Annotated in this window: 17 protein-coding genes; 6 read left to right on the plus strand and 11 right to left on the minus strand. The window is 75.7% G+C overall.

Annotated elements, in window-relative coordinates; all coding sequences use genetic code 11:
* Positions 1-65 precede the first annotated feature (65 nt).
* Positions 66-788, plus strand: coding sequence for a TetR family transcriptional regulator (locus tag ACIRS1_RS35240; RefSeq protein WP_402846477.1), 723 nt, complete (start codon positions 66-68; stop codon positions 786-788).
* Between the two features lie 116 nt (positions 789-904).
* Here ACIRS1_RS35240 and ACIRS1_RS35245 read toward each other — a convergent pair whose 3' ends face one another.
* On the minus strand, positions 905-1948 hold the full coding sequence (locus ACIRS1_RS35245; protein WP_402846479.1) for a zinc-dependent alcohol dehydrogenase family protein: 1044 nt from the start codon (positions 1946-1948) through the stop codon (positions 905-907).
* A gap of 112 nt (positions 1949-2060) precedes the next feature.
* Between ACIRS1_RS35245 and ACIRS1_RS35250 the strand changes: the two genes are divergently transcribed.
* On the plus strand, positions 2061-2990 hold the full coding sequence (locus ACIRS1_RS35250; RefSeq protein ID WP_402846481.1) for a LysR family transcriptional regulator: 930 nt from the start codon (positions 2061-2063) through the stop codon (positions 2988-2990).
* Between the two features lie 56 nt (positions 2991-3046).
* On the opposite strand, the gene ACIRS1_RS35255 is transcribed toward ACIRS1_RS35250, so the two are convergent.
* From ACIRS1_RS35255 to ACIRS1_RS35270, 4 genes are all read right to left on the minus strand, one after another.
* Positions 3047-3823, minus strand: coding sequence for an anti-sigma factor domain-containing protein (locus ACIRS1_RS35255; protein ID WP_402846483.1), 777 nt, complete (start codon positions 3821-3823; stop codon positions 3047-3049).
* Positions 3820-4404, minus strand: coding sequence for an ECF RNA polymerase sigma factor SigK (sigK, locus tag ACIRS1_RS35260; RefSeq protein ID WP_402846485.1), 585 nt, complete (start codon positions 4402-4404; stop codon positions 3820-3822). The genes ACIRS1_RS35255 and sigK overlap by 4 nt, the downstream gene beginning before the upstream one ends.
* A gap of 210 nt (positions 4405-4614) precedes the next feature.
* The gene (locus ACIRS1_RS35265) at positions 4615-5115 is read right to left on the minus strand and encodes an ATP-binding protein (protein ID WP_402846487.1); all 501 of its coding nucleotides are present in this window, start codon (positions 5113-5115) and stop codon (positions 4615-4617) included.
* Between the two features lie 156 nt (positions 5116-5271).
* Complete coding sequence (locus ACIRS1_RS35270) at positions 5272-5637, minus strand: hypothetical protein (RefSeq protein WP_387902900.1); 366 nt, start codon at positions 5635-5637, stop codon at positions 5272-5274.
* Between the two features lie 289 nt (positions 5638-5926).
* Here ACIRS1_RS35270 and ACIRS1_RS35275 point away from each other — a divergent pair, with 289 nt between their 5' ends.
* Entirely contained in the window at positions 5927-6757 is an 831-nt protein-coding gene (locus ACIRS1_RS35275) for a MerR family transcriptional regulator (protein ID WP_402846489.1), read from the plus strand.
* 99 nt (positions 6758-6856) lie between these two features.
* Here the strand turns inward: ACIRS1_RS35275 and dmpI are convergent, their stop codons facing one another.
* The 5 genes from dmpI to ACIRS1_RS35300 form a co-directional block, all read right to left on the minus strand.
* Positions 6857-7093, minus strand: a complete 237-nt coding sequence (gene dmpI, locus ACIRS1_RS35280) for a 4-oxalocrotonate tautomerase DmpI (protein WP_402846491.1) — start codon at positions 7091-7093, stop codon at positions 6857-6859.
* 45 nt (positions 7094-7138) lie between these two features.
* Positions 7139-8032, minus strand: a complete 894-nt coding sequence (locus ACIRS1_RS35285; protein WP_402846493.1) for a LysR substrate-binding domain-containing protein — start codon at positions 8030-8032, stop codon at positions 7139-7141.
* A 125-nt stretch (positions 8033-8157) separates the two neighbouring features.
* Positions 8158-8295, minus strand: a complete 138-nt coding sequence (locus ACIRS1_RS35290) for a hypothetical protein (protein WP_402846495.1) — start codon at positions 8293-8295, stop codon at positions 8158-8160.
* Positions 8296-8405: 110 nt separating this feature from the next.
* The gene (locus ACIRS1_RS35295; RefSeq protein ID WP_402846497.1) at positions 8406-9557 is read right to left on the minus strand and encodes a glutamate--cysteine ligase; all 1152 of its coding nucleotides are present in this window, start codon (positions 9555-9557) and stop codon (positions 8406-8408) included.
* Between the two features lie 4 nt (positions 9558-9561).
* A complete protein-coding gene (locus ACIRS1_RS35300) occupies positions 9562-10590 on the minus strand; it encodes an SDR family oxidoreductase (protein WP_402846499.1) in 1029 nt (342 codons plus the stop codon).
* A gap of 159 nt (positions 10591-10749) precedes the next feature.
* Here ACIRS1_RS35300 and ACIRS1_RS35305 point away from each other — a divergent pair, with 159 nt between their 5' ends.
* Together ACIRS1_RS35305 and ACIRS1_RS35310 are read left to right on the plus strand one after the other, a co-directional pair.
* Positions 10750-11424, plus strand: coding sequence for an HAD family hydrolase (locus ACIRS1_RS35305; RefSeq protein ID WP_402846501.1), 675 nt, complete (start codon positions 10750-10752; stop codon positions 11422-11424).
* A 259-nt stretch (positions 11425-11683) separates the two neighbouring features.
* On the plus strand, positions 11684-12115 hold the full coding sequence (locus ACIRS1_RS35310) for an ATP-binding protein (RefSeq protein ID WP_402846503.1): 432 nt from the start codon (positions 11684-11686) through the stop codon (positions 12113-12115).
* Positions 12116-12210: 95 nt separating this feature from the next.
* On the opposite strand, the gene ACIRS1_RS35315 is transcribed toward ACIRS1_RS35310, so the two are convergent.
* Positions 12211-13164, minus strand: a complete 954-nt coding sequence (locus tag ACIRS1_RS35315) for a TIGR03557 family F420-dependent LLM class oxidoreductase (RefSeq protein WP_402846504.1) — start codon at positions 13162-13164, stop codon at positions 12211-12213.
* Positions 13165-13760: 596 nt separating this feature from the next.
* On the opposite strand from ACIRS1_RS35315, the gene ACIRS1_RS35320 reads away from it, so the two are divergent.
* Positions 13761-13964 carry a hypothetical protein gene (locus ACIRS1_RS35320; protein WP_402846506.1) on the plus strand — a complete coding sequence of 68 codons (204 nt, stop codon included), beginning with the start codon at positions 13761-13763 and terminating at the stop codon, positions 13962-13964.
* The last annotated feature ends 149 nt before the right edge of the window (positions 13965-14113 follow it).

Raw genomic sequence — 14113 nt, forward strand, 5'->3', positions numbered from 1 at the left:
CGGTCGCACTGGCTAGATTTTCAGTCTAGACTAAGAATCTAGATCCCCAGCACCGAGGTGAGGCCATGTCGACGCCAGAGACCGAGCCCGCACCGCCGCAGCGCCCCCTTCCGACGGAGGGCGCGACCAGGCCCGCCACGGGCACGGAACCGGGCGCCGCGCCCCAGCCCGCGCTGGCCTCGGTCGACCGGAAGCGGCAGCCCAGCGGTGACGAGGCGCGGGGACGGGCGATGCGGGCCGCCATCAGCGCCATCGCCGAGAAGGGCCCCGCGGCCGTGCGGATGACGGACATCGCCGCGCGGGCCGGGATGAGCACCGGCCACATCCTGTACCACTTCGGCAAGAAGGACCGCCTGCTGCTGGAGGTCCTGGCCTGGAGCGAGGCGGACCTCGTGGCGCAGTTCCAGCAGGCCGCGGAGCGGGCCGCGTCCCCGGCCGAGAAGCTGGCGCTGTTCGTCCGCTACTACCTGCCCCGTCACCAGGGCGACGAGCGCTACGCCCTGTGGACGCAGGTGCTGGCGCAGCGCCACGACGACGCCGGCCGGCAGCTCCTCACCGCGCTGTCCGAGGCCTGGGAGGAGCAGCTGGAGGCCATCGTCCTGGAGGGGCGGGCCCTCGGGCAGTTCGCCGACGTGGACCCGTCCGAGTTCGTCATCAGGACGGTGGCCATGCTCAACGGGCTCTCCGGCGACGTGATGTTCGGGCGCCCGCGATGGCAGCGGGACTCCGCGCACACCTTCGCCCTGTCCGCCCTCGAACGGGAGTTGCGGCTGCCCGGAAAGGCGTGAGGTGCGCAGCCGGGCGTGAGGCCGCTCGGGAGTGAGGCTGCCCGGGAAGGCGTGAGGCCGCTCGCCCTCCTCGGGAGGGCGAGCGGCCTCGGGTGTCGTCCGGGACGGACGCCGTGTCAGAAGGCGATGCGCACCTTCAGCGCGGTGCGCTCGTCCATCGCGCGGTAGCCCTCCGGCACGCCGTCGAGGCCGACGGTGCGGTCGAAGACCAGGCCGGGATCGATCGCGCCGGACAGCACGTCGGGCAGCAGCTCCGGGATGTAGGCGCGGGCGGGGGCCACGCCGCCGCGCAGCGAGACGTTCCGGTCGAACATCTGGGCGATGTCGACGCCGGCGGGGCCGCCGTGCGGCACGCCGACGTAGCCGACCGCGCCGCCGTCCCGGGCGATGGAGATCGCCGTGCGCATCGACTCCTCGGTGCCGACGGCCTCCAGCACGGCGTGTGCGCCCTGACCGCCGGTGAGTGCCTTGACCGCCTCGACCGCGTCCGCGCCGCGCTCGGCCACCACGTCGGTCGCGCCGAAGGTGCGGGCGATCGCCGTGCGCGCCTCGTGGCGGCCCAGTGCGATGATCCGGCCGGCGCCGAGGCGCTGCGCGGCGAGCACCCCGCAGAGGCCGACCGCGCCGTCGCCGACCACCGCGACGGTGCTGCCCGGCCGGACGCCGGCGGTGACGGCGGCGTGGTGGCCGGTGCTCATCACGTCGGAGAGGGCGAGGAGGGCGGGCAGCAGCTTCTCCTCGCCGGCCGCCTCCTTCGGCAGTCCGACCAGGGTGCCGTCGGCGAACGGGACGCGGACGGCTTCGCCCTGGCCGCCGTCGGAACCGACCTCGCCCCAGAAGCCGCCCTGCGGGCAGGAGGTGTGCAGCCCCTCGCGGCAGTGGTCGCAGGTGCCGTCGGACCAGACGAAGGGGGCGACCACGAAGTCGCCGCGCGCGAAGCCGGTCACCTCGGCGCCGACCTCCTCGACGATGCCGAGGAACTCGTGGCCGATCCGCTGGCCGGGGACCCGGGCCGCGACGCCCCGGTAGGCCCACAGGTCGCTGCCGCAGATGCAGGCGCTGACGACCCGCACCACGGCGTCGGTCGGCCGTTGCACGACCGCGTCCGGCACCTGCTCGATCCGGATGTCGTTGGGGCCGTGGATGACGGTGGCACGCACGAGGCACTCCTGGCACTGTTTGATGGGGGTGGAACCGGCAGCAGCCAGGGTCGCCGGACAGGGTGCACGGCGTCCAGCTACATCTCCTACAGTCGTTCGTTAAGATGGACTGATGCTCGATGTTCGTCGCCTCGTCCTGCTCCGCGACCTGGAGGTGCACGGCACGGTGACCGCCGTGGCCGATCTCCACGGCGTCACCCCCTCCGCCGTCTCCCAGCAGCTGCGGCTGCTGGAGGAGGAGACCCGCACCCGCCTGCTGGAGCGCACCGGCCGCTCCGTCCACCTCACCGCCGCGGGCCGCCGCCTGAACGGCGACACCGAGCACGTGCTCGCCGCCCTCGAACGCGCCCGCAGCCGCCTGCACACGGCCGCCGGTTCACCCGCGGGCCCCCTGCACCTCGCCTGTTTCCCCAGCGCCCTCGCGCCGGTGGCCGCGCCGCTGGCCACGGCCCTGGAGGACACCCACCCGGACGTCCGGCTCCACATCACCGAGGCCGAACCCGAGGCCGCCGTGCGACTGCTGCTGCAGCGCCGCGCCGACGTCGCCCTCGTCTACCGGTACGACAACCTGGCCACGCCGCCGTCCGAGGGCGTGGAATACCGGACGCTGCTCACCGACCCCCTGGTCGCCGTCCTGCCCCGCCACCATCCGGCCGTCCGGCCGGACCGGGCCCCCCTCGACCTGCGGGAGCTCGCCGACACGACATGGATCACCGCCCCGGCGCAGACCGCCTGCGGGGACGCGGTGCTCCAGGCCTGCCGGTCGGCGGGCTTCACCCCCCGGGTGCGGCACGTCTGCACCGACTTCACGGCCATGATCGCCCTCGCCGGGAGTGCGGGCCACGCCGCCCTGATCCCCCTCCTGGCCGCCTCGCACCTGCCGCCCGCACTCACCGCGCTCCGGGTGACCGACACGGCGCTCGCCCGCACGATCGAGGCCGCCGTCCGCCCCGGCACGGGGCACGAGCCCGCGATCGCCGCCACCCTCGCCGCCCTGCGCGCCCTCCGGCCGGAGCCGGTCGGGTGGCCGCCGGCCGCCTAGACGCTCGGTGCGCCGCGCCGGGGTGTCCGGCGCGGCCGGGTGTCCCGGCCGCGCCCTCACGCGCTGCGCGAGGCGCCCAGGGGCAGCACCATGATCGGCGCGGTGGTCGGGTGCGGCGATCCGCCCGCGGGTTCGTCGGTGACGGCGACGGCGCGGGCGCGGTCGAGCGGGGCGGTGAGGACGAGCGAGCCGTCGCCGCCGGGCAGCAGGCCGGCCGGGCTCATGGTCCCGTCGTGGTTCAGCCACAGTTCGTAGACCCGCCCGGGAGCGGGCTGGGGCATCCCGGCGGCGAGGAACCCGGCCTGGTTGTGGCTGGGGGACCAGACCACGGTGCCGGTGCCGGTCCCGGGTGTTCCCGAGGCGGTGGTGGTGACGCGGACGTCCGGGGCGGTGAGGAGCTCCCCGAAGACGGTCTGCTGCTCGCGGAGTTCGGCGGCCTGGCTGCGCGCGGTGTCGGCCCGGTCGTGCTGCTGGTAGGCGAGGACGCCCAGGGAGGTGGCGAGCAGCGTCGACGCGGCGAGCGCGAACCGCGGCCAGCGGGTGCGGCCCGGCCCGCGCCGCGGCGCGGGGAGCGGGGTGGACCGGGTGCGGGGCGGCAGCTGGCGGGTCTGCTCCAGCCGGCCCAGGACCCGGGGTCTCAGCGCGGGAGGGGGCAGGACGGCCTGGGCGGCGCCGAGCCGGGCCAGGGTGGCGGCGAAGCCGTCGACCTCCAGTGCGCAGGCCTCGCAGTCGGCGAGGTGGCGCTCGAACGCCTCGCTCTCGGCGGCGTCCAGGGCGTGGGCGGCGTAGGCGCCGGTGAGCAGGTGGACGTCGGCGTCGTGTGCGATGGTCATGAGTCGGCTCCCAGGCAGTCGCGGAGCCGGATCAGGCCGTCCCGCAGGCGGGTCTTGACGGTGCCGAGCGGTGTGTCGAGGTGGGCGGCGACCTCGCTGTAGGTGAGCCCCCGGTAGTAGGCCAGCAGCACGGACTGACGCTGCAGCAGGGTGAGTCGGCGCAGACAGCGGCGGACCTGCTGGTGCTCGAGGGCCGTCTCGACCTCCTCGGCGACGACGTCGAAGGAGGTCTCCCCGGTGGTGGCGGCGACCTTGCGGTCGCGCTCGGCCGCGGCGCGGCAGTAGCGGACCCGGTCCACGGCCCGCCGGTGCGCGATCGTCATCACCCACGGCACCACGTCACCGCGGTCCGGCTCGTAGCGGGCGGCGCTGCGCCACACGTCGAGCATCACCTCCTGGGTCACCTCCTGGGACTGCGCCTCGTCGCGCAGCACCCGGCGCACCAGGTTGTAGGCGCGGACCGCCAGCGCGTCGTACAGCTGCGTGTAGGCGTCCCGGTCGCCCTTGGCGACGCGGGCGACCAGCGGCTTCAGGTCGGGATCGGGCTCGGGGGCGGCGGACAGGTGGGCGATCGTGTTCATGGCCGGGCCCGTGCCGTCCGTCCGGAGCGGTGTCCTGGCGGCGGTGCGGTGCGGCCGGGTGTGACGGGCATGGGGATCTCCAGGGGAGGGCGGGCGGAGCGGTGGCGGGGGCTGCTCCTACCTGGCATTCGAGGCCGCCGGGGTGGCCGATTGGTCCTCTTCCTCGCCGCGCCCTCGGGCCCGCCGCGGCGGTGCCGGCGGTTCCGCGGCCTACCAGGTCCGCGTGCGCCCCTCCGGCCGGGAGGTGGCCCGGGCCACCGGTGGCCGGTCGGTCAGCGTAGCGCGCAGGGTCTTGCCCGCGCCCGGGTCGAGCGTGACGTCGAGGCGTTCGCAGACCGCGGCGACGAGGACGAGGCCGCGTCCCGAGAGGCCGCCCGGGCTGCTCAGGCGGATGACGGGCAGTCGGCGGCTGCCGTCGCCGACCGTGACCTCGGTGCCGTCCGCCCGTGCGGTCAGGGTCAGCAGACCGGGGCCCTCGGTGTGGCGGACGACGTTGGTGGCCAGCTCGGTGACCACCAGCAGCACGTCCGCGAGGTGAGCGGCCCGCCCCGGGCGGGTGCGCAGGACGAACGTCCGCGCGAAAGACCGTAGTTCGGGGATCCGGCGGACGTCCCGGTCGAACCGGAGCGCGGCGGACGACGGGTCGGCCGGCAGCTGGTCGGCCGGGCGGTCGGTGCGGTCCGGCCGTCGGAGGGGTGCGGTGGTGGTCATGGCTCTCACGGCATTTCCACGGCGGTGCGCCGTCGGCAACGGCGGCGCGGGTGTCCTCGGACCTGCCGGCAGCCGTGCGGCGGCTGCCGGCCTCGCCGGTGCGCGGCCCCACGGGTGGGAGCCGCGCACCGGTGCGTGGACGGGGCCCGGGCAGGGTCACGTCCAGTAACCGGCGTACCAGACCTTCTCCCAGTGGGCGCTCTGCCAGCGGTTCTCCCACCAGCCCGGGTGCCACATCTTGTACCAGTAGCCGTGGTGCCAGTGGTGGTGGCCGTCCCACCAGCCGGGGTGCCACTGGGTCTGCCACCAGCCGGCGTGCCAGACCTTCTCCCAGCTCCCGGAGACGAGCTTGTTCTCCCACCAGCCGGGGTGCCAGGTGTACCGGCCCTGCTGCTGGGACTGGGAAGCGGCCGTGACGGGCGCCGCCGAGGCCGACGCGGCGGTGGTCAGGGCCGTACCGCCGGCCAGTGTCACCGCGACGGCGGCAGCCGCCAGCGAGTTCCTCATCCGGTTCGTGCGCATGGCTGTACACCTCCTCTCACAGACGTGCCGTCAGGGACGGGAAGGCGGCCGGGCGCACCCGGCGGACGAGCGCGGAGACCGCTCCCTCCGTGCGGAATCGGGCTCGGGGCTCCGTCCTGCAGGGGGCGGCTCCGGGGATTCACGCCGGTGGGCGGAGAATCCGTCGCCTTCCTGCCCTTGATTCGCCGCCACCCGCCGCGCCGGATTGCCGGGTTCCGTCTCCGCTCCGGACCGCGGCCGGAGCGGTGGGGCTTGCCCCTTCCCCAGGGGCAGACGGCACAGTGGCGGCGTGCAAGAGGACTTGATCACCATCGGGGAGCTCGCGGCCAGGACCAGGCTCAGCCCCAAGGCCCTACGGCTGTACGGGGACCGCGGGCTGCTGCCGCCCGCCCGGGTCGATCCGCGGACCGGGTTCCGCCACTACGGCCCCGCCCAGGTCGAACGGGCCCGCCGCATCGCCCTGCTGCGCGCCGCCGACGTGCCGCTGGCACGGATCGCGGCGGTGCTCGACGCGGACGGCGAGGAGGCGGCGCGGCTGCTCGACGGCTACTGGCGGGAGCAGGAGTCCGTGCACACGGCCCGCCGGGAGGCGGTGGGCTACGCCCGGGCGGTACTGACCGGAGGGAACCCGACCATGTACGAGATCGCGGAACGCGACGTGCCCGAACAGACGGTGCTGTTCACCCGGCGCCACGTCACCGCCGCCGACCTGCCCGGCTTCCTCGCGGAGGCGAGCGAGCGGCTCTTCACCCGGCTGAGGGAGACCGGGGCGTGCCTCTCCGGCCCCGTCTTCGCCGTCTACCACGGCCTGGTGAGCGAGGACTCCGACGGCCTGGTCGAGGTCTGCGCCCCCACGCGGAACACGGTCGAACCGTCCGGGCCGATCGGGGTGCGGATCGAGCCCGCGCACCGCGAGGCGTACACCGCCCTGACGAAGCGGCAGGACGGCTACCGGGCGATGGCCGCCGCCCACGACGCCGTCGGCGCCTGGCTCGCCGAGCACCGCCGCGTCCGCAGCGCCGCCGACCGGGAGGTGTACTACCCGAACTGGGGCACCGCCGAGCCGGGCGAGCACGTGGCGGACGTCGCTGTGCCCTTCCACCCGCGCTCCGACGGGTAGGCGGCCCTCCGGTCGGCGGGCGGGCGCTTCGGCCGGTGTCGGCGTGCCCTCCGGCCGGGCCGCCGGTCGGGGTCGTGGCCCCGACCGGGCGCCGCCCGGCTACCGGTCGGCGGTGAGCTTGCCGGCCACGCCCCAGTTCTGCGCCGGGTACTCCTGGATCCACACGAACACGCTCTCCGCGGGGACCTCCAGCGCCTCCACGAAGGCCTCGGTGATCTTCTCGACCAGCTCGCGCTTCTGCTCCACGTCGCGCGGGCCCTGCTGAATGGTGACGATCGGCATCCTCGGCTCCTCACCGGACTTCCGGCCGGTCTCTCCGGCCGGGAGACAGTCCATCCGATTCCGCCGCCCGCACCCAGACCCGAATCGCTCCGGCAGCGATCACGAATCGTGATCGTCGCAGCCCGGGGGCGTTCGGCAGGCCTCCAGGAGCAGCCGGGGGAGCGGGGCGGAACGCCGGACGGCGACCGAGGTGGGCAGGGACAGCGGGGTGCGGCAGGGGCGGAAGACGACCCGGCGGGCGTTGGTCATCCGGGCGTTGGCCGCGTACACCACCGTCCACATCGGGGCACCCGTGCCGATGGCGGCCAGGGTGTCCTGAAAGGTGGTGTGGGCGGGGCCGGGCACCGGGCGGAAGCCGGCCCGCGCACAGGCCTCCGTCACCAGGTCCACCAGCGCCGGGTGGTTGCGGCGTTCGGTCATCCGCAGCGGCAGGTCGGCGAGTTCGGCGAGTTCGACCACGGGTTGCCCGGCGAGGGGGTGCCGGGCGGGCAGCGCGATCACCAGTTCGTCCTGCCAGCCGGGCAGGAAGCGCAGGTCCGGGCTGTCGTCGGGGACGGCGCCGCGGACGAAGGCGGCGTCGAGCCGACCGTCCGCCAGTCTTGCCAGCCGGTCGCGGACCGGGGCGGCGTGGAGTTCGACGCGCACCCGGGGGGCACGGAGCTGGTAGGCGTCCAGGATCCGGTCGAGCCGCTCGCCGAGCCCGGTGACGGTGCCGAGCCGCAGCACGGCGGGCGCGGCCAGGTCGGCGGCGAGCGCGCGGGCGGCGCCCTCCGCGGAGAGGACGTCCCGCGCCGCGGGCAGGAAGCGCTCGCCGGCCGGAGTGAGCCGCACGTACCGGGGTGAACGGTCGAACAGCTCGACCTTCAACTCCCGTTCCAGCCGCCGGACCTGTTGGCTCACGGCGGGCTGGCCGAGCAACAGCCGTTCGGCGGCCCGGCCGAAGTGCAGCTCCTCGGCCACGGCGACGAAGCAGCGCAGCTGCCGTAGCTCCATGCGGTCCCCCTGCTCGGTGCGGAAGGGGACATGGTCGCAGGCCGGCGCACGGCCCCGGGACGGCGGGTCGGTGGCCCGGGGCCGCGCGGGCGGGGGTCAGCGGTCAGGGTTTCAGTGGTCAGGTTTCAGCGGGTGGCGCGGGCGAGGCGTTCGGTGAGTGCCTCCCTGACCGCCGGCCAGTCCGGGCGGACGACGCTGAAGTGGCGGTGGTCGAGCGGCTCCAGCCGCACGTGGGTGCCGGCGAGCGGTGTGGCGTCGAGCATCGTGTCGTCCCCCGGGGGTCTCGTGGCCGTGCCGGGCGCACGCTACCGGTGGTCCCGTGCGGGCGGCGACGGGTTTCGAGGGGCGGACGAACCGCGCCGGCGGGCCCTGCTCAGGGCACGGCGGCGGTCAGGTCGGCGAGTTCGTCGACGACGGCCGTCAGCCGGCGGTGGTGGTGGAGGGCGCGCCGCTGGCGGGTGGCGCCGGTGCCGAGCCGGCGCAGGCCGCCGAGCGCGCCCTCCACGAAGGCCAGGTCGCCGGCCGCGTCCAGGCCGGGGGCGGCGCGTTCCAGCAGCCGCTGGACGAGGACGGCCATCGGGGTGCGCCGCCGGGTGCCCGGGTCGACGCCGTCGCCGGCCAGCCCGGTGCGGGCGGCCTGCCAGTGGGCGGCGCCGAGGAGCCCGGCCGGGAAGGCGGGCGCGGGCCTTCCGTCCTCGATCTCGCGGAGCAGGACGGCCGCGAGGCCGCGCAGCAGGGCGGCGAGCAGCAGGACGGTCGTCAGGTCGGCGTTGACGTCGGCGATCCGCACCTCCAGCGTCGGGACGTGCTCGGAGGGCCGGGCGTACCAGTAGATCATCCGGCGGTCGAGCAGGACGCCGCACGCCACCAGGGCGTCCGCCAGCGCCTCGTACTGCTCCTCGTCGAGGACGGGGGCGGGGCCGACGGTCGGCCAGCGGGCCCACTGGACGGTGCGCCAGCTGGCGAAGCCGCTGTCCCGGCCCGCCGTGAAAGGGGAGTTGACGGTGAGTGACTGGAGGACCGGGAGCCAGGGCCGCAGGTGGTTGCCGAGGGCCAGGGCCTGCCCCCGGCCGGCCACGCCGATGTGCACGTGGCAGCCGCAGATCGCGCCGTCGTAGTCGTCGAGCACGCCGGCGTAGTGGGCCGCGATGGTCCGGTAGCGTTCGCTGTCGGTGATGCGGCCGGGCCGGGGCCCGGGTGCGGACAGGATGGGCGTGCCTGAGGCGACCAGCAGGCAGTCGGCGCCGTCCGCGGCCGCGGCGACGACGGCGCGCAGCCGGACGAGGTCGGCGCGCAGGTCGTCGAGCCGCCCGGCGGGGCGGGTGCACACCTCGACCTGCACGGGGAAGAACTCCGCCTGGACCTGGTCGCCCAGCACCGTCGCCGCCTCGGCGATCACCTCGGGGGCGCGTTCGGCCGGAAGCCGGGTGCGGCGGTCGACCAGCAGGAACTCCTCCTCGACCCCGAAGGTCGGTACGGCGGGTCGCCGGTCGGTCGCGGCCGGCTGCCGGTCCGTCGCGGGCATCGCGTCACCGCCCCCGGGCGAGGGCGCCGGCGGCCGCGCCGATCAACAGCACCGCGCCGGCGGCGAGCAGGCCGTGGTGCTGGGAGGCCCACAGCTGGGCGCTGCGCTCGCGCGCCTCGTCGTCGAAGCGGCCGTGCGCGCCGTGGTCGTCGGTGGAGTCGGCCGGCGCCCAGAGGTTGGCCCGCTCCCCGGAGCGGCGCGGCCGGTCGTCCTGCTGGGAGCCGATCCCGGTACGGGCCAGGTAGCGGTCGAGCAGGCCGGGCGCGATCGCGTTGGCGATCAGGGTGGCGGCGGTACTGGCACCCACCCAGTACTCGCGGCGCCCCGGGTGGTCGGCGGCGTAGCGGACGCCGCGGGCCGCCACCTCGGGCTGGTGCACCGGCGGGACGGGCCTGGCCCGGCGGGGCAGCCGGTTGAGGACCCAGTCGAACTGCGGGGTGTTGACCGCGGGCAGCTGCACCATGGTGACCCGCACGCCGGATCTGCTCGCCAGGAGCTCGCAGCGCAGCGCCTCGTGCCAGCCCTGGATGGCGTGCTTGGCGCCGCTGTAGGCGGTCTGCAGCGGGATGCCCCGGTAGGCGATCGCCGAGCCGACCTGCACGATCGTGCCGTGGTCGCGCGGCAGCATGCGGCGCAGCGCGGCCCGGGTGGCGTTGACGTAGCCGAGGTAGGTGACCTCGGTGACGCGGCGGAACTCCTCGGCGGTGATCTCGGTGAAGGGGGCGAAGACGGAGGTGAAGGCGTCGTTGACCCAGACGTCGACCGGCCCGAACTCGGCCTCGGCACGGGCCGCGGCGGCCTCGCAGGCCTCCGGGTCGGCGACGTCGGCCTCGATGGTGCGTACCGGTGAGCCCGCGGCCTCGGCTTCGGCCGCGGCGGCGCGCAGTCCGGCCTCGCCGCGGGCGATCAGCACGAGACGGTCGCCGTCGGTGGCGAAGGCCCGGACGCAGGCGCGGCCCACGCCGGCGGTGGCGCCGGTGATGACCACGGTGCGGGGTTCCTGGCGGGGTTTCGGGTGCGCGCGGGTATTCATGGCAGGCGTCTTGCCGCGCCGGCCCGGCCGAAACACCGACACCCGGCGGGCGTCCGGAACGCGTCGCGGGGTTTCCCGGGCCGTGGAGCGGTCAGCCGCCCTGCGGGGGGCCGTCGGTGTGCGGGGGGAACACCGTGTCCGCGAGCGAAGGGACCACCCATGACACCCACCGCGGCAGCGCTGTTCGACGTGGACGGCACGCTGCTCGACACCACGTACTTCCACGCCCTCGCCTGGTGGGAGGCCCTGCGCCAGTACGACCGCACCGTCCCCGCCGCGCGGGCCCACCGGGCCGTCGGCATGGGTGCGGACCAGCTCCTCGACCACCTGCTCGGCACCGACCGCGACCGCGACGACGACGAGGCCATCACCGCCGCCCACGACGCCCTGTACGGCCGCTTCTGGCCGGCGATCACCCCGCTGCCCGGCGCCGCCGAGCTGCTCCGCGCCTGCGCGGCCCGGGGCTGGCTGGTGGTGCTGGCCAGTTCGGCGGCCGACCGCGAGCTCACGGTGCTGCGCCGCGCCCTCGGCGCGGACGACGTCATCGCGGCGGCCACCACCGCCGACGACGTCGCCGCGACGAAGCCGGCGCCCGACGTCGTCCGGGTGGCACTCGAGCGCGCGGGTGCCGACCCCGGGCACGCCGTGTTCGTCGGCGACACCGTCTGGGACGTCACCGCGGCGGGCCGCGCCGGCGTGCCCTGCATCGCCGTGGAGAGCGGCGGCTTCTCGGCCCGGGAACTGCGCGCGGCCGGAGCCGTCGAGGTCCACTCGGGCCCGGCCGAGCTGCTCGCCGACCTCGACGGCAGCCCGCTGGCCCGCCCGCCGGCCTGACCGGTCCGGGCGACGGATGCGGCGCGCAGCGTTAGCGGCGGGGCTGCCCGGGTAGGCGCGGAGTGAGCGGGCCGACCGAATACGGACGGAAGGAGATCCCCAGGATGCCGCCAGGACTCCTGACGACAGCGACCTCGCGCGCCTCCGGCGCCTTCGAGGGCCGTGGACGACCGGTCCCCCGCGGCGGCGGCGACCACGCGCGGGCCCCCGCCCGCTCGGCGGGCGGGGGCACCCCGACCGGCGAGGGAGGTGGGACGGCATGAACGGCACGCGGCTCTCTCCGACGGGGCTCGCCGAGCCCGCGGCGCGCAGGCTGCCGCTGACGGCCCGGCCCGGCGCGGTCGCCGAGGCGCGCGAGTTCACCGCCGCGTTCCTGGCCGACGTCACCGACCCGATGATGGTGGCCGATGCCGTCCTGCTGGTCTCCGAACTCGTCGGCAACGCCGTGCGGCACACCCGCGGGCCGCGGGCGCTGCTGCTGATCCGGGCCGGCGGACGGCTGCGGATCGAGGTCAGCGACGAGAGTCCGCGCCCGCCGACGCCCCGGCCGCCGCACGGTCCGGACGAGAAGGGCGGCCTCGGCCTCTTCCTGCTGCTCAGCATCGCCCTGCAGTGGGGCTGGCGTCCGATGGGCCCGGGCAAGACGGTCTGGTGTGACCTGCGGCTGCCGGGCGGCCCGCCGCAGGGGTGACGGCCTGCCCGACCGGGCGGCCCGCCACCCGCGGGCGCCCGGCCGGGCCTGCACACCCGCCGCGGTCCTCCAGAGGGCACGCACGCCCACCGGAGTCAGGCGGCCTGCGGCAGGATCCGCTCGCGGTAGAAGTCGAAGAAGCCCTCCTGCTCCGGGCCGATCTGGCCGACGTAGACCTCGTCGAAGCCCGCCCCCACGTACGAGCGCAGCCGGTCGAGGTGCTCCTCCGGGTCGTCCCCGCAGGTGACCGACTGGCCGACCATCTCCTCGGTGACCAGCTCGGTGGCCTGCTCGAAGTGCCGCGGCGTGGGCAGCACCTGGGCGAGCTCGCCGGGGAGCAGCTCGCTGGGCCACAGCCGGTGGGCCGTCTTCACCGCCCGTTCGCGGTCCGCCGACCAGCAGACCTTCAGCCCGCCGATCACCGGCCCGCGGCCGCCGGCCGCCCGGTAGCGGCCGATCAGCTCGGTGTCCGGACCCATGGTGACCAGTCCGTCGGCGTACTCCGCCGCCCTCTCGGCGGCCTTCGGGCCGAACGCCGATACGTAGACGGGCAGTCGGCCGTCCTTCGGGGGCGTGTAGAGCCGGGCGTTCTCGACCGTGTAGTGCGCGCCGCGGTGGGACACGACTTCGCCGGTGAAGAGCTCGCGCAGCACCGCGACGGCCTCCGCCAGCATCTCCGCCCGGACCTCGTACGGCGGCCAGCGGTCGCCCAGCACGTGCTCGTTGAGCGCCTCCCCGGTGCCCACCCCGAGCCGCAGCCCGCCCGCCAGTTGCACGTCCGCCGTCGCGGCCGCCTGGGCGGTGACGGCCGGGTGCAACCGGACGGTCGGGCAGGTCACCAGGGTGGTCACCGGCAGCGGGACCGCCTGGGAGAGCGCCCCGATGACGCCCCACACGAACGGGCTGCTGCCCTGGGCGTCGTTCCACGGGTGGAAGTGGTCGGAGATCGCGAGCCGGGTGAAGCCGGCCCGCTCGGCCAGCCGCGCCTGCTCGACCAGCTCGGCGGGGGTGAACTCCTCGCAGGACAGGAAGTAGCCGAATTCGGTCATGTCAGCCTCACTCGCATGTCAGCCTCGGTCGTCGACGTTCTCGGTTCCGTCGCCGGAGCGGCTAACCGGGGCGCGTGCGCCGAAACCTCGACGGCTCCCGCCACGCCGGCTCCTCGCACCGTGCCGGCGCCCGGTGCCCGGACCACGTCGTCGTTTGTCGGTCGCGCCGCCGGGTAGCCGGTTCGATCCGAGGCGCCCGCCGGGGGCGCCGCACCCGGAGGTGACGGTCCATGGACGCGCGCGAAGGTGACGGTGGCCCGGCCCGGGCCGTCAGCACCCCCGGCCGGCCCGATGCCGGCAGGCCGGCCGACCGGTCCGAGGCCTTGGCGGGCCCGCCCGCCCCCGCCCGTCGGGCGCCTCGACCGACGAGAGCAGGGAGCGCGACGATGCGGAGACCTACGCCGTCCTCGGTGAGGACTGACCGGGCCGCGGGCGCCGTGCACGACACCTGTCCGGGGCCCTTGCACGCCGTCCGGCGGCCGGTCCGCCACCGGCCCGGCCGCCGTTGGCCGGGTGTCGGCCACGGCGCCCGCTACCCGGCCCAGCACGGGCTCCGACGCGAAGGCCGGGGCCGACGGACCTGAGGAGGAACGATCATGGAGGACACACCGCAGGGCGGCTCCGGAGGCGTCCCGCTGCACCACGACGAGGACCCGCCCGCTGGGCGCGAGCAGCCCGACGAGCCCACGCCCGTCGAGACCGTCAAGACCGTCCGGGCCGGCACGTCCGTCGCGGACCAGAAGGCAGCGCTCGCCGGAGACGGCGACGAGGACGACGCGGCCGGGGAAACCGGGAACTGACCGGGGCCGGCCCGTCCCGCCACCCCCGCGCGCCGCTGCCCGGGGCGTTCTCGGCCTAGATGATTGATGCCAAGGGCTCGCTGGCGCGCATGACATGAAGCGAGGGAGTCCAAAGATCGGTTGTGACGCCTGATCTGGACTCCCTCGCG

The organism is Kitasatospora sp. NPDC101176 (assembly GCF_044768035.1).
Lineage (GTDB): Bacteria > Actinomycetota > Actinomycetes > Streptomycetales > Streptomycetaceae > Kitasatospora.